General features: G+C 41.3%; 18 protein-coding genes. 12 read left to right on the forward strand and 6 right to left on the reverse strand.

What is annotated here, in order from left to right; all coding sequences use genetic code 11:
- Nucleotides 1–12 precede the first annotated feature (12 nt).
- Nucleotides 13–774 (forward strand): exodeoxyribonuclease III, encoded by a 762-nt coding sequence (locus KSX81_RS21885; RefSeq protein WP_004303567.1) that lies wholly within the window; start codon nt 13–15, stop codon nt 772–774.
- Here the strand turns inward: KSX81_RS21885 and KSX81_RS21890 are convergent.
- Together KSX81_RS21890 and KSX81_RS21895 are read right to left on the reverse strand one after the other, a co-directional pair.
- Entirely contained in the window at nt 769–1,176 is a 408-nt protein-coding gene (locus KSX81_RS21890; RefSeq protein WP_004309216.1) for a secondary thiamine-phosphate synthase enzyme YjbQ, read from the reverse strand. The two genes, KSX81_RS21885 and KSX81_RS21890, sit on opposite strands and share 6 nt — an antisense overlap.
- 11 nt (nt 1,177–1,187) lie before the next feature.
- The gene (locus KSX81_RS21895; protein WP_004295600.1) at nt 1,188–1,454 is read right to left on the reverse strand and encodes a hypothetical protein; all 267 of its coding nucleotides are present in this window, start codon (nt 1,452–1,454) and stop codon (nt 1,188–1,190) included.
- A 92-nt stretch (nt 1,455–1,546) separates the two neighbouring features.
- Between KSX81_RS21895 and KSX81_RS21900 the strand changes: the two genes are divergently transcribed.
- The 4 genes from KSX81_RS21900 to KSX81_RS21915 all read left to right on the forward strand — a co-directional run bounded on the left by KSX81_RS21900 (nt 1,547) and on the right by KSX81_RS21915 (nt 5,586).
- On the forward strand, nt 1,547–2,005 hold the full coding sequence (locus KSX81_RS21900) for a C-GCAxxG-C-C family protein (protein ID WP_004295601.1): 459 nt from the start codon (nt 1,547–1,549) through the stop codon (nt 2,003–2,005).
- A 153-nt stretch (nt 2,006–2,158) separates the two neighbouring features.
- A complete protein-coding gene (locus KSX81_RS21905) occupies nt 2,159–2,359 on the forward strand; it encodes a winged helix-turn-helix domain-containing protein (RefSeq protein ID WP_004295603.1) in 201 nt (66 codons plus the stop codon).
- A gap of 127 nt (nt 2,360–2,486) precedes the next feature.
- Nucleotides 2,487–4,268 carry a translation elongation factor 4 gene (gene lepA / locus KSX81_RS21910; RefSeq protein WP_004325757.1) on the forward strand — a complete coding sequence of 594 codons (1,782 nt, stop codon included), beginning with the start codon at nt 2,487–2,489 and terminating at the stop codon, nt 4,266–4,268.
- A 139-nt stretch (nt 4,269–4,407) separates the two neighbouring features.
- A complete protein-coding gene (locus tag KSX81_RS21915) occupies nt 4,408–5,586 on the forward strand; it encodes a hypothetical protein (protein ID WP_004309214.1) in 1,179 nt (392 codons plus the stop codon).
- 155 nt (nt 5,587–5,741) lie between these two features.
- Here KSX81_RS21915 and KSX81_RS21920 read toward each other — a convergent pair whose 3' ends face one another.
- The 4 genes from KSX81_RS21920 to KSX81_RS21935 all read right to left on the reverse strand — a co-directional run bounded on the left by KSX81_RS21920 (nt 5,742) and on the right by KSX81_RS21935 (nt 10,307).
- Entirely contained in the window at nt 5,742–6,977 is a 1,236-nt protein-coding gene (locus KSX81_RS21920) for a DNA recombination protein RmuC (protein WP_004303563.1), read from the reverse strand.
- Nucleotides 6,977–7,831, reverse strand: a complete 855-nt coding sequence (map, locus tag KSX81_RS21925; RefSeq protein WP_004309213.1) for a type I methionyl aminopeptidase — start codon at nt 7,829–7,831, stop codon at nt 6,977–6,979. Before map ends, KSX81_RS21920 begins: the two co-directional genes overlap by 1 nt.
- A gap of 100 nt (nt 7,832–7,931) precedes the next feature.
- Nucleotides 7,932–8,555, reverse strand: a complete 624-nt coding sequence (locus KSX81_RS21930; protein ID WP_004309212.1) for a DUF4858 domain-containing protein — start codon at nt 8,553–8,555, stop codon at nt 7,932–7,934.
- 111 nt (nt 8,556–8,666) lie between these two features.
- Nucleotides 8,667–10,307: a B12-binding domain-containing radical SAM protein gene (locus tag KSX81_RS21935; protein ID WP_004309211.1), complete on the reverse strand. Its 1,641-nt coding sequence runs from the start codon at nt 10,305–10,307 to the stop codon at nt 8,667–8,669.
- Nucleotides 10,308–10,418: 111 nt separating this feature from the next.
- On the opposite strand from KSX81_RS21935, the gene KSX81_RS21940 reads away from it, so the two are divergent.
- From KSX81_RS21940 to KSX81_RS21970, 7 genes are all read left to right on the forward strand, one after another.
- Nucleotides 10,419–10,832, forward strand: a complete 414-nt coding sequence (locus KSX81_RS21940; RefSeq protein WP_004295611.1) for a hypothetical protein — start codon at nt 10,419–10,421, stop codon at nt 10,830–10,832.
- Nucleotides 10,833–10,985: 153 nt separating this feature from the next.
- On the forward strand, nt 10,986–12,344 hold the full coding sequence (locus KSX81_RS21945; RefSeq protein ID WP_217726205.1) for a transposase: 1,359 nt from the start codon (nt 10,986–10,988) through the stop codon (nt 12,342–12,344).
- Nucleotides 12,345–12,599: 255 nt separating this feature from the next.
- Entirely contained in the window at nt 12,600–14,603 is a 2,004-nt protein-coding gene (locus tag KSX81_RS21950; protein WP_217725846.1) for a glycoside hydrolase family 97 protein, read from the forward strand.
- A gap of 7 nt (nt 14,604–14,610) precedes the next feature.
- Entirely contained in the window at nt 14,611–16,794 is a 2,184-nt protein-coding gene (locus tag KSX81_RS21955; protein ID WP_217725847.1) for an alpha-N-acetylglucosaminidase, read from the forward strand.
- Nucleotides 16,795–16,815: 21 nt separating this feature from the next.
- A complete protein-coding gene (locus KSX81_RS21960; protein WP_217725848.1) occupies nt 16,816–18,267 on the forward strand; it encodes a calcineurin-like phosphoesterase C-terminal domain-containing protein in 1,452 nt (483 codons plus the stop codon).
- A 5-nt stretch (nt 18,268–18,272) separates the two neighbouring features.
- Nucleotides 18,273–19,673: a DUF5009 domain-containing protein gene (locus KSX81_RS21965; RefSeq protein WP_004307218.1), complete on the forward strand. Its 1,401-nt coding sequence runs from the start codon at nt 18,273–18,275 to the stop codon at nt 19,671–19,673.
- 18 nt (nt 19,674–19,691) lie between these two features.
- Nucleotides 19,692–20,762, forward strand: a complete 1,071-nt coding sequence (locus KSX81_RS21970) for an SGNH/GDSL hydrolase family protein (RefSeq protein WP_217725849.1) — start codon at nt 19,692–19,694, stop codon at nt 20,760–20,762.
- The last annotated feature ends 40 nt before the right edge of the window (nt 20,763–20,802 follow it).

The raw sequence follows: 20,802 nt of genomic DNA on the forward strand, positions 1-20,802 counted from the left end.
ACATATAGATCGATGAAGATTATTACTTATAATGTGAACGGACTACGTGCCGCCGTATCTAAAGGTTTGCCGGAATGGCTGGCGCAGGAGAATCCTGATATTCTTTGTCTGCAAGAGACGAAACTGCAACCGGACCAGTATCCGGGAGAGGTGTTTGAAGCGTTGGGTTACAAGTCTTATTTGTATTCGGCGCAGAAGAAAGGATACAGTGGAGTGGCCATACTTACCAAGCAGGAACCGGACCATGTGGAATATGGGATGGGAATGGAGGCTTATGATAATGAAGGACGTTTTATCCGGGCGGATTTCGGAGACTTATCGGTAGTCAGTGTTTATCACCCTTCGGGAACGAGCGGGGACGAACGCCAGGCTTTTAAAATGGTGTGGCTGGAAGATTTTCAAAAGTATGTGATGGAGTTGCAGAAGTCCCGTCCCAATTTGATTCTTTGTGGTGATTATAATATCTGCCATGAGCCGATCGACATTCATGATCCTGTCCGGAATGCAACAAACAGTGGTTTCCTTCCTGAAGAACGGGAGTGGATGACACGTTTCCTGTCTGCGGGGTATGTGGATTCTTTCCGTACGCTTTGTCCCGAAAAACAGGAATATACCTGGTGGAGCTATCGTTTTAATTCGCGTGCCAAAAATAAGGGTTGGAGAATTGACTATTGCATGGTTAGTGAGCCGGTACGCCCGCTGTTGAAACGTGCGTATATCCTGAATGAGGCCGTACATTCCGATCATTGTCCGATGGCGTTGGAAATATTATAGGATAGTAATACTCAATTTACGGGTGTCTCCTCCGTCGCGAAATTCGCAGAGGTAGACACCTTGCCATGTTCCCAGGTTCAGGCGGTGATTCTTGATGGGGATAGTGACCGAGCTTCCTATCAGGGAGGCTTTTATATGGGCGCTCATATCGTCGGGGCCTTCGAGGGTATGGATGAAATAGGGGGCACCGTCGGGAACCAGTTTATTAAAGAATGTCTGGAAGTCATGCCGTACGTCCGGGTCTGCATTTTCGTTGATAGTTAGTCCGGCAGAGGTGTGTTTGATAAAGACTACCAGCAGGCCACTTTCGGGAAGTGCTGGTAGTTGTGAAATGATATCACGCGTGATTAAATGAAATCCACGCGAGTAATGAGGGAGTTGAATATCGAATGTTGTAGCCATTGTTTTATCTCTTAGAATTTGGAGGGTGGATTCAGGTCCACATAGGGGTCGTTGATAGCTGACGCCATCATTGCATTGACGGCAATTCCTGCATCCTCTTTATAATTTCTTCTCTTGTTCCATTCACGTACATCTTTGAGAGTGACATCACGTTTCTTTCTGTTTTGGGGAAAACCACTTTTTCTTTTCCTGTCAGCATATTCATCCTTTCTGGCTGCGCTTATCATAGCTTGGATGGCAATGGCTGTCGATTCTTTATATGAAATAGTTTTGTTCATATTTTCTTTTTTTTGATTTTAATCTTTACGCCCTATCTGATGCAAAGATACTTTTTTATATTTTTGTGCGAAATAAAAATGCAAAATAGTTTATGGAAGATAGAATACAGAAAGCAGTGGAGCTTTTTAAGAGCGGATACAACTGCTCACAGTCGGTAGTAGCGGCCTTTGCGGATATGTATGGATTTACACAGGAACAGGCGTTGCGTATGGGTGCTTCCTTTGGCGGGGGGATAGGACGAATGCGTGAAACGTGTGGAGCTGCCTGCGGCATGTTTTTGGTGGCGGGCTTGGAAACCGGCGCTACGGAAGCGACAGACCGGGAAGGAAAAGCTGCCAATTATGCGGTGGTGCAAGAACTGGCGGCTGAATTTAAGAAGCGTAACGGCTCGCTGATTTGTGGCGAATTGTTGGGATTAAAGAAAAAAGATCCCGTTTCAACGATTCCGGAAGAGCGTACTGCTCAATATTATAGCAAGCGTCCTTGCGCTAAAATGGTGGAAGAAGCGGCAAGAATTTGGTCTGAATATCTCGAAAAGCATCCTAAATGAAAGAAAAAATGCTTTTTTATTACAAAAACGATAAAAAAGTGCTCAATAAAGTGTTATATAACATAAAAATAACTATCTTTGTCCCCGAAATAAAATCTGAAAGTCTTTTTGACCGGATGATTTTAAGCATGTCTAACTAAAATTGCAAAGCAAATGTTGAAAGAAAAAGCTGGTGTAATTGCAGGTACTATCTGGAATGCACTGAACGAAACAGAAGGAATGACTGCCAAGCAGCTTAAAAAAGCAACTAAATTGGTTGACAAAGATCTGTTCCTCGGCCTTGGCTGGTTATTGAGAGAAGACAAAGTCTCTGTGGAAGAAGTTGAAGGTGAACTCTTCATCAAATTGATCTAAGCGAGTAACTCACTTAAGCAATAAAAAAATGCGTTGGTACATGATCATAATGTTATCAACGCATTTTTTTTATTCCGCCATTTACGTATCTTTGCACACCAAAAAGATAAAATAATAAGAATTCAGAATGAAGAATATTCGCAACTTTTGCATTATTGCTCATATTGACCACGGTAAGTCAACGTTGGCCGACCGTCTGTTGGAGTTTACTAACACCATTCAGGTGACTTCAGGGCAGATGCTTGATAATATGGATCTGGAAAAAGAAAGAGGGATCACTATCAAGAGCCATGCGATCCAGATGGAATATACTTATCAGGGGGAGAAGTATGTCCTTAACCTGATTGATACTCCGGGACACGTGGACTTTTCGTATGAGGTGTCACGTTCTATCGCTGCATGTGAAGGGGCATTGCTGATTGTCGATGCTTCGCAGGGAGTGCAGGCGCAGACGATCTCGAATCTGTATATGGCCATTGAACACGACCTTGAGATTATTCCGGTTATCAATAAATGCGATATGGCGAGCGCCAATCCCGAAGAAGTGGAGGACGAAATCGTTGAACTGTTGGGTTGCAAGCGCGAGGAGGTAATTCGTGCATCCGGTAAAACGGGTATGGGAGTGGAAGAGATACTGGCTGCTGTGATTGAACGTATTCCTCATCCCGAAGGGAATGAAGAGGCGCCGTTGCAGGCTTTGATTTTCGACTCTGTATTCAACTCTTTCCGTGGAATTATAGCTTATTTCAAGATTGAAAACGGCACGATTCGCAAGGGCGACAAGGTGAAGTTTTTCAATACGGGAAAAGAGTATGATGCCGATGAAATAGGGGTGTTGAAAATGGATATGGTGCCTCGTAACGAACTTCGTACGGGGGATGTAGGATATATAATTTCCGGTATCAAAACTTCCAAAGAGGTGAAGGTGGGAGATACCATTACACATATTGCCCGTCCGTGTGACAAGGCTATTGCCGGGTTTGAGGAGGTGAAGCCGATGGTGTTTGCCGGAGTGTACCCGATTGAGGCGGAAGATTTTGAAGATCTTCGCGCGTCTTTGGAAAAGTTGCAGCTGAATGATGCGTCGTTGACTTTCCAACCGGAGTCTTCATTGGCTTTGGGTTTTGGTTTCCGTTGTGGTTTCCTCGGATTGCTCCACATGGAGATTGTGCAGGAGCGTCTGGACCGTGAGTTTGACATGAATGTGATTACTACGGTACCGAACGTGTCCTACCATATATATGATAAGCAGGGCAATATGAAGGAGGTGCACAACCCCGGTGGTATGCCTGACCCGACGATGATTGACCATATCGAGGAACCGTATATCAAAGCATCTATTATTACAACGACTGATTATATCGGTCCTATTATGACGCTTTGTCTGGGTAAGCGTGGTGAATTGATTAAACAGGAATATATCTCCGGTAACCGGGTGGAAATCTATTACAATATGCCTTTGGGAGAAATTGTGATTGACTTTTATGATAAGTTGAAGAGTATTTCTAAAGGGTATGCGTCGTTTGATTATCATCCGAATGGTTTCCGTACTTCGAAGCTGGTGAAGCTGGATATTTTGTTGAACGGTGAGCCTGTGGATGCACTTTCTACTTTGACACATATTGACAATGCTTACGATATGGGACGCCGGATGTGTGAGAAACTGAAAGAGCTTATTCCGCGGCAGCAGTTTGATATTGCCATTCAGGCAGCTATCGGGGCTAAGATTATTTCCCGTGAAACGATTAAGGCTGTTCGTAAGGATGTGACAGCGAAGTGTTATGGTGGTGACGTGAGCCGTAAACGTAAACTGCTTGAAAAGCAGAAAAAAGGTAAAAAACGAATGAAACAAATCGGTAACGTGGAAGTGCCGCAAAAAGCCTTCCTCGCCGTACTGAAGCTGGATTAAAAATACTGCCGCAAGCAATTTTTCAGAGATCTGTTCTGAACAAATTGACTTGCGGTTAGTTTTTAATACACCAGGTGATTGCCTTCTGTCTGCAGAGCTTTCCTTGGCAATTACTTTTTAGCAACAAACAACTATAAATATGAGAAAAGTTCTGTCTTTTTCGGGCTTCCTGATGTTGGGGCTCGTGGTTTCGCAATTCCTGCCGATGATGGCAGGAGATGGGTATGGAGCTGTTAAATCCATATCGAATGTACTACTCTATGTATGTCTTAGTTTTATAATGATTAATGTAGGCCGTGAGTTCGTCCTTGATAAAACACGGTGGAAAAGTTACGCTCAAGATTATTTTATAGCCATGGCTACGGCTGCTTTACCATGGTTTATGATTGCTATTTATTATGTGTTTGTATTGCTTCCTCCCGATTTTTGGAATAGTTGGGAAGCATGGAAGGAGAATTTATTGTTAAGCCGTTTTGCTGCACCTACATCAGCCGGTATTCTGTTTACGATGTTGGCGGCTATCGGACTGAAGTCCAGTTGGATTTATAAGAAAATACAGGTATTGGCAATTTTCGATGACTTGGATACGATTCTTTTAATGATTCCTCTTCAGATTATGATGATTGGGCTGCGCTGGCAGTTGATTATTGTGGTGGTGATTGTGTTCTTGTTATTGTCGATCGGCTGGCAAAGATTGAATAAGTATGATTGGCGTCAGGACTGGAAGGCTATCCTCTTTTATTCAATGATTATATTTCTGGCTACTCAAATACTGTATCTGGGGAGTAAAGAATTGTATGGGGACGAGGGAAGTATTCATATTGAAGTCCTGTTGCCGGCATTTGTTCTGGGTATGATTATGAAACATAAGGAACATGACACACCTGTGGAACGAAAGGTGTCTACCGGGATTTCATTTTTCTTCATGTTCCTGGTGGGAATGAGTATGCCGCATTTTATCGGAGTGAACTTTGCGGAGACTCATGCTGGTTCTTATTCCGTGACTGGTTCGCAGGAGATGATGTCGTGGGGAATGATTATGTTTCATGTGGTGATTGTCTCTTTATTGTCGAATATAGGAAAGCTTTGTCCGATGTTCTTTTATCGTGACCGGAAATTAAGTGAGCGACTGGCTCTTTCCATCGGTATGTTTACCCGTGGTGAGGTAGGGGCCGGAATCATTTTCATTGCATTGGGATATAACTTGGGTGGCCCGGCATTGGTTATTTCAGTGCTTACTCTGGTATTGAATCTGATTCTGACGGGTATCTTCGTTCTTTGGGTGAAGAATTTGGCTTTGCGGAGTTATGCGGATTGACGTGATATGGAAATGTTGTAGAGCATTTTCTGTTTAGTGTGGAGGTGTGTCGAAACACTTTCTCTAATTTTTTTAGGCACGGATTATACGAATTGCACGGATAAGTTTATTTTCTTTCCGTGTTTATCGTGTAATCCGTGCCTAAATAATATCAGTTAGTAATCTGTCAAATCGTCTTCTACGTCAATAGGTAGAATCTTTTGGCTTTCTTCGTGTGGCAACTGTTCCACTTGCCGCAGTTTGCGTTCGATGGCACGTGTTCGTTTTCCCATGACTTCTTCGAGTTGGTCACCGGCGCTTTGCAAGTTCTTTTGTACTTTTTCAAGTAACCCTCCGAATTTACTGAATTCTGTTTTGACAGCTCCCAATACGGTCCAGACTTCTCCGGTACGTTTTTGGATAGCAAGTGTGCGGAATCCCATCTGGAGACTGTTGAGGATGGCGCCTAATGTTGTCGGACCTGTAACTACAATCTTATACTCCTTTTGGAGTGTTTCGATGAGACTGGTGCGTCGGATTACTTCGGCATATATGCTTTCAAACGGGAGGAACATGATGGCAAAATCTGTGGTAAAAGGCGGGTCCACATACTTATCATGGATGTCTTTTGCCATCTTTTTGATTGTATTTTCCAATTGTTTGCCGGACGATTCCATCAATGCTGCGTCTCCCGCTTCGAATGCATCGTAATATTGTTCGTATACATCTTTCGGAAATTTGGCGTCGATGGGGAGGTAGACGGTGCTGTTGGCGTCATCTTTTCCCGGAAGTTTGATGGCAAATTCTACAAATTCGGTTCCGCTCTTTTTGGTTTTGACATTGGCGTCGTACTGTTCGGGGCTCATCATTTGTTCTAAGAGTGCACCCAGTTGGACTTCGCCGAACGTTCCTCTCATCTTTACGTTGCTCAATACCTTTTTTAGTCCGCCGACATCTTGAGCAAGAGATTTCATTTCTCCCAGTCCTTTTTGCACGTTCTCAAGTTGCGAACGGACGATTTCGAATGATTGACCGATACGTTCATTCAGGGTTTTCTGGAGCTTTTCTTCCACCATCAGGCGCATGTCATCCAGTCGTTTCTCGGTGGATTTCAGTAATGCTTCCTGCTGGCGGGCCATCATGTCGAATTTCTGTCGTTGCAGTTCTCCGGTAGTCATCATATTCTTGTGCAGAACATCTTGGAGCTGTTGCATATTCTGGTTCAGCGTTTGCGTCATTTCCATGCGAAGTTCCCGGATGCTGCGGTTCAGTTCTTCCCGGTTTTCCTGCATTTGCTGACGCAAGGCTATTTGTAATTGTTCTGCTTGAGTTTGATTGTTGCCTTTGGTTAGTGATAATACAAGTAGGACTATCATTAACACGGCAATAACAATAAGTAGAATCAGTTCCATTAATATGTCAGAATTTCGTTTCCGGTTTCAGTAATCAGAATCATATTTTCCCATTGGGCGGAAGGCAGTCCATCGTCGGTGCAGACGGTCCATCCGTCGGCATCGTCTACAAACACTTCGTAGGTTCCCATATTAATCATGGGTTCGATGGTGAAGGTCATGCCCGGCACGATCATCATGCCTGTGCCCCGGCGTCCGAAATGTTCTACGTCCGGTTCCTCATGGAATTGCATCCCTACGCCATGTCCGCAGAGATCACGGACTACGCTGAATCCGTTCTTTTCTGCATGTTCCTGGATGGCGGCGCCTACATCACCCAGCTGTTTCCAGGGTTGTGCGGCAGCAATTCCTATTTCCATACATTCTTTGGTTACCTGTACTAACTTTTGCATATCAAGGTTGACGTCTCCAATCATAAACATACGGGATGCATCGGAAAAATATCCTTTGTAAATGGTGGAAACATCTACATTGATAATATCTCCGCTTTTCAGAATCTCATTTTTATTGGGTATTCCGTGACACACTACATCGTTGATGCTGGTGCAAACACTTTTGGGAAATCCTTCGTAGTTGAGTGGGGCAGGGATGGCACCGTGACTGGTGGTGAAATCATACACTAGCACATCAATTTCTTCGGTGGACATGCCTTCCCGGATATTCTCTGAAATATAGTCCAGCAGTGCAGTATTGATCTTGGCACTTTCCCGGATACCTTCCAGTTGCTCGGGAGTACGGAGTACTTTGCGCGGTGGAAGTTTATAACCTTGCTTTCTGTATTTCTGTATTTTTGCTTCTACTTCTGCCGGATAATTAGAGGGGGTAAACCGGAATCCCTTGATAAAGTTCTTCATTATGATAGCATATTTAATCGTATGACAAAGGTACGAGAATAAATGGAAAATATGCTTTCTTGTTTTCTAAAACTTTTCGATTCCTGATTGTCGGCACGGGTTACCATTCGTATGAAACACTAATTTGAGGTATCCATTCCCATCTTTTGCGGAGGACATTGTATTGGTATTGTACCCCTGTTTTTATTTTCCAGTTTTTATTTATTTTGAGAACAACATTACTACCCAATTGGGTGGGTTCCACTTCGGAAGGGAGGCCCCGGTGTTTTCGGGTATCAAGGTTTTGTACGCCATATATGTTGAGAGACCATTTGGGAGATAAATTATATTCTATTTGGCTTTGGATATGAAAGCAACTGGAATTTTCTGCAAAATTACTTTTACTGTGCAGCACAAGATTCTTGTTTATTCTTAACCAGGAGTAAGTGGGTAAAAAGGTGGAACCCGGTTTTAGGAATGTCTGATAAGTGCGAATGGAAGGTTTCGAAAAAATCATGGAAGATTTTAAAGTCGGTAGTGTGGGATCAAAATCTACAAATGGTTTTCGAGAGTACATGTTTTGCTCTACTTTTTCGATAAACTTTCTATTTATCTTGATCTCCTGATCGGATTCCAGCATTTGCTGAAGTCTCAATGAATCCTGTTTGTTCCATTCTTGTCCTGTTGCGGATAAGGGGAACAATAATAGGCAAAAAATATTGAATTGATATTTTCGAATGTCCATACACTGTGCTAGTAAAGTTTATTGTATGGACGGTGGAAAACAGGAAATGCTGCTCTAAACGATTAGCGACTAATAATAATTTCACATAATATGAGAATACTTTTCTTTTATTTATGATAGTTTTTTAGCCTTGAAAACCGGTTGTATCTTCTGAATCTCCGACTCAAAACCAAACCAGTAACCATGTCCTTCTTCATCGGTGGGAAGGAAACATAATCGTAGATTCTCGCGATATGCTCCGTATTCTATTTCCCAGCTTTCAGGTGGTAGCTGTCTTTTGGTTCTTACTTTTTCTGCCGGAGCTTTTTTTAATGACATACCCGCTTCTATCCATGCAATGCTGACTTGTGTCAGGTAGTCGGGATAATGATTCTTGCAGAAGTCATAGAGGATTAATCCTCTTTTTTCCAGGCTAAGAGGGGTGTCAATCACATCTGTTTGAACTAAATGATCGAGTAACTCATGTATAAAATGAGGGTTTTCGAGAATGAGTATCCGTGTGATGCTTCGCCAAGTTGGGGTATTGTAGAAACCGTCTAACAGGCGGGACAGATAATGTGCTGTCTGTAATTCATCTACGGTGATTTCACGAGTTTGAAGAACTTCGTATGGAGGGAGTGGAGAGTACTGTATGCCTAATTCGTCCGCTCTTCTTTTCATTTCGGTGCCCGGAAGTAATTTGAGGGATTCCAGTTGAATTTCTCCTGCGCCATACTCTGCTAAAGTACGGACATCATCGAAAATTTCTGATAGATGGTAGAGTGGGAGCCCTGCTATTAAGTCGGCATGGGTTTCCATGTTTTCAAGGGAACATAGATACTTGAGTCCGGCCAAAGCATCGGAGAGTTTGCCTATTCTCCGGCTTTGTTCAAGCACGTTTTCCCGAAGGCTTTGGATTCCGGCTTCCAGGTGTAGCAGTCTTTTAGGAAGGGTGGCTAATTCCTGTTTGAGTTCATCGGAAAGGAGTGCAGGATGAATTTCCAGATGAAAACAGATATCCGGGTATTCGCGGAATAGATTTAGTAATTCTTTTGCCCGTTTGTTGTTGTAATTGAAAGTGCGGTCCAGTACCCGTACATTCTTGATTCCGTGTTGGTGTATCACGTCAAGACGTTTCCGGGTTGCTTCAAGAGATAGGGTGCGAACCGGTTTTTCACCTCCACTGACACAAAAGGCACAGGTGTTAAAACATCCGCGGGTAGTTTCTAATTGCACAAAGGGTTTGCTCCAATTGAAGAAACGGCTCTCTTCAGGAGGGACTAATTCGGAAAAGTTCATGACACGGGCGAGCCCGTTGTCATGGTATGCTTCCGATTCATCCAGATAGCAGAGTCCTGTGATTGATTTCCATTCTTTTCTTGGCTGATTCCACACTTTTAACCATAAAGGAAATACTTCTTCGCCTTCTCCGCGAAACACTCCGCTTACAAATTTGTTCTTATATAAGAAAGCTTCATTATCTCCTAAAAACTCGGGACCTCCGAGTATAACACAGCAGTGAGGTAGTAACGCTTTTGCGCGTGAAACGATGTGCAGGAGTTGCTCGTGATTAAATAGCCAGTTGGTAGCTGCAATGATATCCGGTTGATGGCGGTAGATTTGATTGACGACACTACCGGTATTTTCATTGATAGTGGCGGAGACCGTACACCATTCAATGTCTGTATTATTTGCTATCTGGGCATGTAAGGCTGGCAATGCCAGCGAAGAATGAGCGTACGAACTATTTAAATCAAGCCAAAGAAGTTTCATGTGGAAAATTTAATATTATCTTTGCAAAGGTACAAAAAACTTGTGGCTTGTGATGTATAGTAAATATAAAATGCTAATTTTGTATTAATAAACGCAATAAACTAGAGAATTATGAAAATGATAAAGAGATATGCAGGTATCTTGATGATGCTGACTTTATTGGTTGGCTTTACTTCGTGTGAGAGTGAAGAAGAGACAGAATTTAATCTGCCTGGCGAGTGGTATACTAATGAAGAAATTGATTTCGGGGCATATACCTGGGGAAGAGGTACGCTCATGACATTTAATGCGAGAAATCAAGGAACGATTGGTTCTGCTGGTGATCCAAATTATCTGGTTTTTGAGTGGAGATGGATTGATGGAGGATATAATTCAATGGAATTATTTTTCTACGGTGACCGCACTTATGCCTATATTTGGGGTGCAGAAGCTACCGGCAGGACATTTAGTGGAACATGGTATAATAATTGGCAGGATTTTAGAGATAGAATAGATGGACAGCCATTTTATATGAGGCGTCAATAAAATAATAATGAAGATTAAAAAGGGATATTCCTAAAATAATAAAATTTAAGGCAACTAATTCATTGCGAGTTAGTTGCCTTTTTTGTATCTTTAAGCATTCCCCCCCAAAAACGGTTTGACGGCCAAAACGGGGGGAATTAAAAATAAAAACACATGGTAAAGATACAAAAAATCTCAGAAATCGAACCTTGTTTAGGTTTTACCGAGTTCGATATGCTTAAAAAATATCGTCAAAGTTTTGCAACGAGTGAATTAGGTCGACTCCATTCTCTGTTCCCTTTCTCGGAACTGGCCCGACAAATGCATTTGAAGTCCTCTCCTTTGGGGCGTAAAAGTTATTTTTCTCCCGAAGGTAAAATAGCCTTGATGGTCTTGAAGTCCTATACCAACTTTTCCGATGCACAACTGATTGAGCATTTAAACGGTAATATTCATTACCAGTTATTTTGTGGTATTCAGATTGATCCGCTTCATCCACTGACCAATCCTAAAATCGTCAGTGCAATTCGTCAGGAACTAGCGGATCGCCTTGATATTGAGTCCCTCCAGCTCATTCTTGCCGAGCATTGGAAACCTTATCTTGAGAACCTTCATGTCTGTATGACCGATGCCACCTGTTATGAAAGTCATCTGCGCTTTCCTACTGATACCAAACTCTTATGGGAAGGTATTGTATGGCTTCATCGTCATCTGTGCAAACATTGCCAGACCTTGCACATACAACGTCCCCGTAACAAGTATCTTGATGTACGCCGTGCCTATCTTGCTTATAGCAAACTGCGTAAACGCAAGAAATCACAGACTCGTATGATTACACGAAGGTTACTTCAGTTATTGGAAAAGTTACTTGACCAGCTGGAGCAGCTTCATTCATCCTACAGGAACAGGCTTACACTATCCTCTGATTACCAAAGACGTTTCTCGGTCATACAGACAGTCCTTGAGCAAGGGAAAAATTTATTTGCAGGCAAAAAAGTGTCCAACCGTATCGTGAGTATCGACCGGCATTACCTTCGTCCCATTATCAGAGGCAAGGAAACCAAATCCGTTGAATTCGGAGCCAAAGTCAACAATATACAGATAGACGGAATCTCCTTTATAGAACATATCTCCTTTAAGGCTTTTAACGAAGGAGTACGTTTGAAAGACTGTATTCATCTGCAACAACAACTGACCGGGGTCAGGGTTAAGGCGCTTGCGGCGGATTCAATCTATGCCAATAATGCCAACCGGAAATTTTGTACAAAATATCATATAAGTACTTCCTTTAAGCGTAAGGGCAGAGCTGCCAAAGATGAGCCGCTTCGGAAAATCTTACGGTCGGAACTCAGCCGTGAAAGAGCTACCCGCCTGGAAGGAAGTTTTGGAACGCAGAAACAACATTACTCACTGGCCAGGATAAAAGCTAGAAACAGGAAAACGGAAGTACTTTGGATTTTCTTTGGGATACATACAGCCAATGCGGTATGTATGATAGAAAAGGTCGAAAAGAAAAAAAGAAAGGCAGCATAATCTGACTAAAATAACAGGAAAAACAGGAGAGGTTTTAACTTCCCCTAAAAAAGACATGTACATAATGCAAGGGTGGGAAGGAAAAAACAAGAATATGTAAACAATATTGTACAAAAAAGATAGAAGATTGGGAGAGTTGAACGAAAAAATCAAGAGAAAAGCTCACGTAAAGCAAAGCTTTTCTCTTGATTTTTTAGAAAGAGGAACATTTACTGAATATCCCTAAATAAGCAAAAACATAAAAAAGGAAAGAAGATGAATCGATTAACTGTATTAAGGAGAGTATTTTATATTCTGGGAATCACCAGCCTCCTTTCAGCTTGTAACGAGACTGATAATCTGGTACTAAAATCTCCGGATGGTAAAATACAACTAACAGTCACAGAAAATGATAATACAATATCATACGCAGTAAACAAAGAAAACGCCGCTATGATACTCCCTTCTAAATTGGGATTTATTCTGGAACATGGGGATAGTTTAAACCACTTTGTGATTAAAGGTACCGAACGTTCCTCTTTAGACGAGACTTGGGAACAACCTTGGGGAGAGAGCCGGTATGTACGCAATCACTATAATGAATTGAAGGTACTACTCCAAGAAACAGACGGAAAGCGCAAACTTAATATAATATTCCGTCTGTTTAATGATGGTATTGGGTATCGTTATGAATTCCCGCAACAGGAATCCATGGATTCATTAGTGATTATGAGTGAAGAAACAGAGTTTAGAATGTCAGGTACACACAAAGGCTGGTGGATTCCTGCATCCGATCCGTATTATGAGTGTATAGCAATCTTCTCTCCCATTAACGAACTAGACACCGTACGTACTCCTCTTACAATGGAAACAGCGGAAGGAAAGTATCTTACCATTCACGAAGCCAATCTGACTGATTATCCTAAAATGAATCTGACAGTCAAGGATTCTGCCACCCTCTGTGCTTCGTTAGTACCTTGGTCTAATGGAGTAGCAGCATATATCAAAGCTCCATTTGTTACCCCTTGGAGAACGATCGTGATTGGTGATAAACCGGGCGATCTGGTTACCTCCTATTTAATGTTGAATCTCAACGAACCCTCCAAAATTAAAGATACTTCCTGGATAAAGCCAGGAAAATACATGGGTATATGGTGGGAAATGCATTTGGGCAAAGGAACATGGTATTATGGTCCCAAACATAGCGCAACTACTGCCAATACAAAGAAATATATAGATTTCGCATCAGAGAATGGTATCTCCGGTGTTTTAGTTGAAGGATGGAATGTCGGCTGGGAAGGAAACTGGATGAAACATGGTGATTCTTTAGACTTTACCAAACCTTATCCGGACTTCGATATTAAAGCAATTACAGATTATGCCCGTGAAAAAGGTGTGGAACTGATTGGACATCATGAAACGGCAGCTGCTACACGCAACTATGAGAACCAACTGGACAAAGCTTTTGCTTTCTATCAACAATATGGAGTACATGTTGTAAAAACAGGATATGTAAATCGCTTAATGGACTTTAAAGAAGCTCATGACGGTCAGTATGGCGTACGTCACTACCGGAAAGTAATAGAAACAGCCGCCAAATATCAAATAGCAATTGACAACCACGAACCTGTTATGCCTACTGGTATTGAACGTACCTGGCCCAACCTTATGACCCAGGAAGGTGTACGCGGACAAGAACACAATGCGTGGTCTCCCGATGGAGGAAATCCTCCGGAACATACAACAGTTATTCCTTTTACCAGAGGATTAGCCGGTCCTATGGATTTTACATTCGGAACTTTCAATTTTACTAACGAGGCATATCCGGGAACACGTGTCAATACTACGCTTTGCAAGCAATTAGCACTCTTTGTTGTTATCTACAGCCCTTTACAGATGGCTTCGGATTTACCAGAAAATTATAAAGGGATAAAAGCGTTTGATTTTATTAAGGATGTACCTACCGATTGGGATAAAACTTATGTCGTAGATGCGGAAATTGGTGATTATTCCGTATTTGCACGAAAAGATCGCAACTCCAGCGATTGGTATGTAGGTTGCATCACTGACGAAAATGCAAGAGAGTTGGACATTCCTTTAAGTTTTTTGGAGACAGAGGCAAAGTATATTGCTCAAATATATGCTGACGGTGATGATGCAGAATGGAAAACAAATCCGACTTCTTTTAAATATGAAGAAAAAATAGTAACGGCTTCTGATACGCTTCATGTCAAACTGGCAACAAGCGGTGGATGTGCTATTCGTTTTATCAAACAATAATATGATTATGAAGAAAATATTTAGTGTGCTCCTTTTTCTTGTTGTCATCTGCCAAATTCGCGCGGAAGATACAAATATCACTACCATGCGTAAAATGACACAACGGTTGTTTCCTCAACAGGCTTCATTTTTTGATTTTCGTCTGTTGAATGATACTTCTACAGATACTTTTACCATCAAAAGTGAAGGGAATAAAATTATTATTTCTGGAAATAACGCTAACTCTATGGCTGTAGGTTTGAATCATTATTTGAAAAACTACTGCCTGACTACTATCTCATGGTATAAGGATGATCCGATAGAATTGCCAAAAACTCTTCCTAATATACCGGCGGAAGTCACTATTAAGGCAAATGTTCCGACGCGTTTCTTTCTGAACTATTGTACGTTCGGATACTCAATGACTTGGTGGAAATGGAGTGATTGGGAACATTTCATCGATTGGATGGCTCTAAACGGAATTAATATGCCTCTTGCTATTACCGGTCAGGAAGCCATCTGGTATAAGGTCTGGAGTAAATTAGGATTGACAGATGAAGAAATACGTGGCTATTTTACAGGACCTGCACATCTTCCGTGGCATCGAATGTGTAATTTGGACGGCTGGCAAAGCCCCTTACCCAAAGAGTGGCTGTCAGGTCAGGCAGAGCTACAGGAACAGATCGTTGCCCGTGAACGTGAGTTTAATATGCAACCTGTATTACCGGCTTTTGCCGGACATGTACCGGCAGCGTTGAAACGGGTCTATCCCAATATAAAAACATCCAGAGTAAGCGAATGGGGAGGATTCGCCGATCAATATCGTTGCACTTTCCTTAACCCTATGGATTCTTTGTATGCGATCATACAAAAAGAATATCTTACCGAACAAACTCGTTTGTATGGCACAAATCATATTTATGGTATAGATCCGTTTAACGAGATAGATCCTCCTTCATGGGATGCTGATTCTTTAGGAATGATGGCTAAACATATCTACGAGTCTGTGGCTGCTGTAGATCCGGAAGCAGTATGGCTACAAATGACATGGTTGTTTTATGCTGACATCAAGCATTGGACTACTCCACGTATAAAATCCTATCTTCGTTCTGTACCTCAAGACAAATTGATTCTATTAGACTACTTCTGCGAATATACAGAAATATGGAAACAGACTGATAGTTATTTCGGGCAACCCTATCTTTGGTGTTATTTGGGCAATTTCGGAGGAAATTCTTTCTTGTCAGGGCCAGTTAAATTGGTAAGTGAACGGTTGGCAGATGCTTTAAAAAATGGTGGCAGCAATCTTAAAGGAGTTGGTTCCACCCTTGAAGGCATAGACCTGAATCAGTTTATGTATGAATTTGTTCTTGATAAAGCATGGAATAGCGGTCAGACAGACAAAGAATGGTTCTTAAAACTGGCAGATAGACGGACTGGCAAGGTGTCTCCCGAAGCAAGAAAAGCATGGGAAATACTGGCAGACAAAGTGTATATCCAGCCGGCACAAGTAGGGCAAGGCACACTTACCAATGCACGTCCTTGTTTAAAGGGAAATGGACATTGGACTACCAAGCCGACAATAGAATATCAACCCAAAGATTTAGTTGAAGCGTGGAGATTACTATTGTCAGTAAAAGACTGTCAACGGGATAGCTATGAGTTTGATTTGGTTAATATTGGACGACAAGTTTTAGGAAATTATTTTAATGTAGTCCGTGATGAGTTTACTCTTGCATATGAAGCCGGAGATATAATGATGATGAAAAACCGAGGGGATAAAATGAGAGAAATTCTTGCTGATCTTGATAAGCTCGTTAGCTGTCATCCTACCTTTTCTCTGAATAAATGGATTACTGACGCCCGCGATATGGGACACGATGCCGCTTCTAAAAACTATTATGAGATGAATGCCCGTTCTCTGATTACCATTTGGGGAGATAGCTATCACCTGACCGACTACGCCAATCGGTCATGGGCAGGACTAACCAATCAGTATTATTCTGTCCGGTGGGATCGTTTTATAAATGAAGTGATTAAAGCTGTCGAAAAGAAGAAGGCTTTTGATGAGGAAGTCTTCTTTAATGAATCACGGATGTATGAAAACGAATGGGTAAATCCGAGTAACAGAATCAACTATAACGAAGGTGGTGACGGAATAAAACTAGCCCGGCAAATCTATAAGAAATACGCAAAAGAAATCATTCGATAAATTTACAAAGTACACCTCAATATGAGAACGAATAAACTACACCTTTTTTTATTGCTTTTAATGTGCTTCTGCTTGAACTTTTCAGTTCAGGCAGAAGCCTCGATTCATATCATCAAAGGTAAAGTAACCTGCGAAGGTAAGGGGATACAGGGGATAATGGTTACCGATGGCCGTATATGTGTGCAAACCGATGCTTCTGGAAAGTATAATATACCAACTTTGGGAGATAGCCGTTTTGTGTATATTTGTACTCCTTCAGGTTATCTGACAGACCGGAAAGGGACTATTCCTTCTTTTTATTTACCAATCGATCATTCTAAAAAGCAAAACTATAATTTTAATTTGAAGAAGAATCCGAAAGATGATGCCTCTCATGTCTTTGTTACTCAATCTGACATACAGGTTACTTCCAGAGATGAACTGGCTATTTATCAGTATGTAGTGGATGATTGCAAACAACTTCTCTCTTCTTATGCAACAACTGATGTTTTCGGTATCGATTGCGGAGACATTGTAGGCGATCATCAAGAATTATATCCCGATTACCTGAAAAGAGCCGATCAACTGGATATACCCATTTATCGTGTAGTTGGCAATCATGATATGAATTATGACGGTCGTACTCATGAAACTTCCTACAAGACTTTTGAAGATACTTTTGGTCCTTCCTACTATTCTTTTAATAAAGGGAATGCCCATTACATTGTAGTAGACAACAACTTCTTCATCGGACGTGATTATTTTTATATGGGTTATCTGGACGAAAAGACATTTGCATGGCTTGACCAGGATTTATCATACGTACCGAAAGGGTCACTCGTATTCTTTATTATGCATATCCCTTCCCGTCAAACGGAAAAGCAAGAAGCTTTTTTGTATAACTATGATATGATTGGCAATCAGATGGTTAATGCTGGTGCACTGCATCAGATCTTGAAACCCTATAAGGCACATCTTATCACAGGACACACTCACTACAATCTCAATGTAGTATTTAATGAGAATCTGATGGAACATAATACAGCTGCGGTTTGTGGTACGTGGTGGAAAGCGGATGTTTGTCTGGATGGCACTCCGCGTGGTTATGGCGTATACGAAGTGAATGGTAACGATGTGAAATGGTATTATAAAAGTTCCGGATATCCTAAAGAACATCAGTTTCGCTCATATCCGGCGGGAGCCTCCAAAGAACATCCGTCGGATATTATCGCTAATGTCTGGAACTGGGATAAACTGTGGAAAGTGGAATGGTTGGAAGACGGTCAATTGATGGGAAGCATGACACAATATACAGGTTTAGACCCATACGCATCAGTGGTATGTTCGGACCGGGAAAAGATGGTCTATACATGGATTACTCCAAGACCTACCCAACATATGTTCCGGGCAACTCCTAAAAATAAAGATGCTCGTATAGTGGTTAAAGTTACCGACCGTTTTGGCAAAGAATATATTCAAACGATCAATCCATAGATATTATGACTAAACGTGCTTATGCTTTAGATGCCCTACGAGGATACGCTATAATCACAATGGTGCTTTCGGCAACGGTTGCGTGGAATTCTTTACCCGGATGGATGTATCATGCGCAAACTCCTCCGCCGGACAGAGCTTTCGACGCCAGTTTATCAGGCATCACTTGGGTGGATCTGGTTTTTCCATTCTTCTTGTTTGCAATGGGAGCAGCTTTCCCTTTCTCAATCAAAAAAAGATTTGAGAAAGGGGACACTAAGTTGAGATTGGTATATGAAGCTATCAAACGAGGTGCACAATTGACTTTCTTTGCTATTTTCATCCAGCATTTTTATCCGCATGTATTGAGTAATCCACAAGACATGCGTGGCTGGTTATTGGCCATCCTTTGTTTTGTGATATTATTCCCCATGTTCATTCGTATTCCACTGAAAATGCCGGATTGGATGCGTATAGCTATTAAGGTGGTAGCATATGGGATAGCTATTGTTCTGTTACTGACAACTCAATACGCAAATGGAAGAGTTTTTGATGTATCATTCAGCAATATTATCATATTATTATTGGCAAATATGGCTGTTTTTGGTTCAGCCATATATATTTTCACAATGCAAAGCCTCTGGGCGCGAGTAGGTGTATTACTGATATTGATGGCTTTGTTGTTGAGCGGACAGGTCGAGAATTCCTGGGCACAAGCTATATACAACTACACACCTCTACCTTGGGCTTTTCATTTTGAGTATTTACAATATCTCTTTATCGTGATTCCGGGAAGCATTGCGGGAGAATATTTGATGGATTGGCTGAAGCAACACAATGATTCGTTTGTTGAATCTACCAATAAATGGAAAGCTATCGTAATGATTCTTTTGACATTAGCTATAATTATTGTAAATTTGGCAGGACTTTATACACATTGTACAGTCTTGAATCTGATAATAAATATTCCGTTATTGATAAGTGGAGTCTTTTTATTGAGAAAAGGCACAGGATTTATAAAGCTTTGGAGAGAACTTTTTACAGCCGGAGCTTTTCTAGTTATCTTGGGATTATGTTTTGAACCTTTTCAAGGAGGTATAAAAAAAGACCCCGCCACTTTTGGTTATTTATTCCTCACTTCAGGCCTGGCATTTATGGCTTTGTTGCTTTTAAATGTAATATGTGACTATTTTCGTTGCGTGAAGAGTATGCGTTTTCTCGTAATGCCCGGACAAAATCCTATGATGGCTTATGTAGTAGGAGATCTGTTGATTATGCCTTTGGTCAATTTATTAGGAATTGCATCATTGCTTGTATATTTCAACGAAAACGCATGGATGGGATTTTTACGAGGAGTGGTATTGACAACATTATCAGTACTGATAACTATGTTCTTCACCCGAATAAAATGTTTTTGGCGGACTTGAAACAATAATACTCAAAATATGAAAAGAAGAATCTGTATTTTTATAATGTTTTTTTCGGTGTGTCATACATATGCTCAATTAGTATATCATGATGCCTCAAAGTTCCCTTTATTAGGAAAAGCTACCGAAGCTACCGGAGCCCGATATGAAAGACTCCCGGATTCATTGAAGAATATCTCCCGTGCTCCGTTATGGAATTTAAGCCGTAACTCTGCCGGAATGGCGATACGTTTTCGTAGTAATTCTACCACAATAGCTGCTAAATGGGAAACACTCATCAATTTTCATATGAATCATATGACGGATACAGGCGCAAAAGGCTTAGACCTTTATTGTCTTCAGAAAAATGGAGAGTGGCGTTTTGTAAATAGTGGTCGTCCGGGTGGAAAAACAAATCAAGCAACAATCATTGCTAACATGCGACCGGAAGAGAGAGAATATATGCTTTATCTTCCTCTTTACGATGGTCTTGTTTCTTTGTCTATAGGAGTAGATTCGTTAGCCACCATCGATCAGCCTTTAATTGATTATCCGATCCGCAAAAAGCCGGTTGTATTTTATGGCACCAGTATTCTTCAAGGAGGTTGTGCTTCACGTCCCGGAATGGCACATACAAATATCATATCGAGAAGGCTGAACCGTGAATGTATCAACTTGGGATTTAGCGGAAATGCACTTTTAGACTTGGAAGTGGCCAAAGTGATAGCCGAAGTAGATGCCAGTGTTTTTGTTTTAGACTTTGTGCCTAATGCTTCTGTAGAACAGATGAAAGAACGAATGGAAACATTCTATCGTATCATTCGTAGTAAACATCCGGATACGCCAGTCATTTTTATAGAAGATCCGATTTTCACTCATACACTTTATGATGAAAGAATTGCTAAAGAAGTGCAAAGAAAGAATGACACGTTAAAGGAAATATTCAACCGGCTAAAGAAGGAAAATGAAAAGAATATCATTTTTATCTCTTCCAAAAACATGTTGGGAGAAGATGGAGAAGCTACTATAGACGGTATTCATTTCACAGATCTAGGCATGATGAGATATGCTGATTTAGTTTGTCCAATCATTAAGAAAGCAATCAAATAAAAATAGCAATATTTGTCCTATTTGTCTTAAATACTTTAAC

This window comes from Bacteroides sp. MSK.18.37 (genome assembly GCF_019129155.2).
Taxonomy (GTDB): Bacteria; Bacteroidota; Bacteroidia; order Bacteroidales; family Bacteroidaceae; genus Bacteroides; species Bacteroides ovatus.

Bases quoted from the DNA above. Each gene is read 5' to 3' on its own strand.
- KSX81_RS21915 (WP_004309214.1), top strand. From the start codon at position 4,408: ATGAGAAAAGTTCTGTCTTTTTCGGGCTTCCTGATGTTGGGGCTCGTG.
- KSX81_RS21955 (WP_217725847.1), top strand. From the start codon at position 14,611: ATGAAGAAAATATTTAGTGTGCTCCTTTTTCTTGTTGTCATCTGCCAA.
- KSX81_RS21965 (WP_004307218.1), top strand. From the start codon at position 18,273: ATGACTAAACGTGCTTATGCTTTAGATGCCCTACGAGGATACGCTATA.
- KSX81_RS21945 (WP_217726205.1), top strand. From the start codon at position 10,986: ATGGTAAAGATACAAAAAATCTCAGAAATCGAACCTTGTTTAGGTTTT.
- KSX81_RS21905 (WP_004295603.1), top strand. From the start codon at position 2,159: ATGTTGAAAGAAAAAGCTGGTGTAATTGCAGGTACTATCTGGAATGCA.
- KSX81_RS21930 (WP_004309212.1), bottom strand. From the start codon at position 8,555: ATGGACATTCGAAAATATCAATTCAATATTTTTTGCCTATTATTGTTC.
- lepA (WP_004325757.1), top strand. From the start codon at position 2,487: ATGAAGAATATTCGCAACTTTTGCATTATTGCTCATATTGACCACGGT.
- map (WP_004309213.1), bottom strand. From the start codon at position 7,831: ATGAAGAACTTTATCAAGGGATTCCGGTTTACCCCCTCTAATTATCCG.
- KSX81_RS21940 (WP_004295611.1), top strand. From the start codon at position 10,419: ATGAAAATGATAAAGAGATATGCAGGTATCTTGATGATGCTGACTTTA.
- KSX81_RS21885 (WP_004303567.1), top strand. From the start codon at position 13: ATGAAGATTATTACTTATAATGTGAACGGACTACGTGCCGCCGTATCT.
- KSX81_RS21950 (WP_217725846.1), top strand. From the start codon at position 12,600: ATGAATCGATTAACTGTATTAAGGAGAGTATTTTATATTCTGGGAATC.
- KSX81_RS21890 (WP_004309216.1), bottom strand. From the start codon at position 1,176: ATGGCTACAACATTCGATATTCAACTCCCTCATTACTCGCGTGGATTT.
- KSX81_RS21960 (WP_217725848.1), top strand. From the start codon at position 16,816: ATGAGAACGAATAAACTACACCTTTTTTTATTGCTTTTAATGTGCTTC.
- KSX81_RS21920 (WP_004303563.1), bottom strand. From the start codon at position 6,977: ATGGAACTGATTCTACTTATTGTTATTGCCGTGTTAATGATAGTCCTA.
- KSX81_RS21935 (WP_004309211.1), bottom strand. From the start codon at position 10,307: ATGAAACTTCTTTGGCTTGATTTAAATAGTTCGTACGCTCATTCTTCG.
- KSX81_RS21970 (WP_217725849.1), top strand. From the start codon at position 19,692: ATGAAAAGAAGAATCTGTATTTTTATAATGTTTTTTTCGGTGTGTCAT.
- KSX81_RS21900 (WP_004295601.1), top strand. From the start codon at position 1,547: ATGGAAGATAGAATACAGAAAGCAGTGGAGCTTTTTAAGAGCGGATAC.
- KSX81_RS21895 (WP_004295600.1), bottom strand. From the start codon at position 1,454: ATGAACAAAACTATTTCATATAAAGAATCGACAGCCATTGCCATCCAA.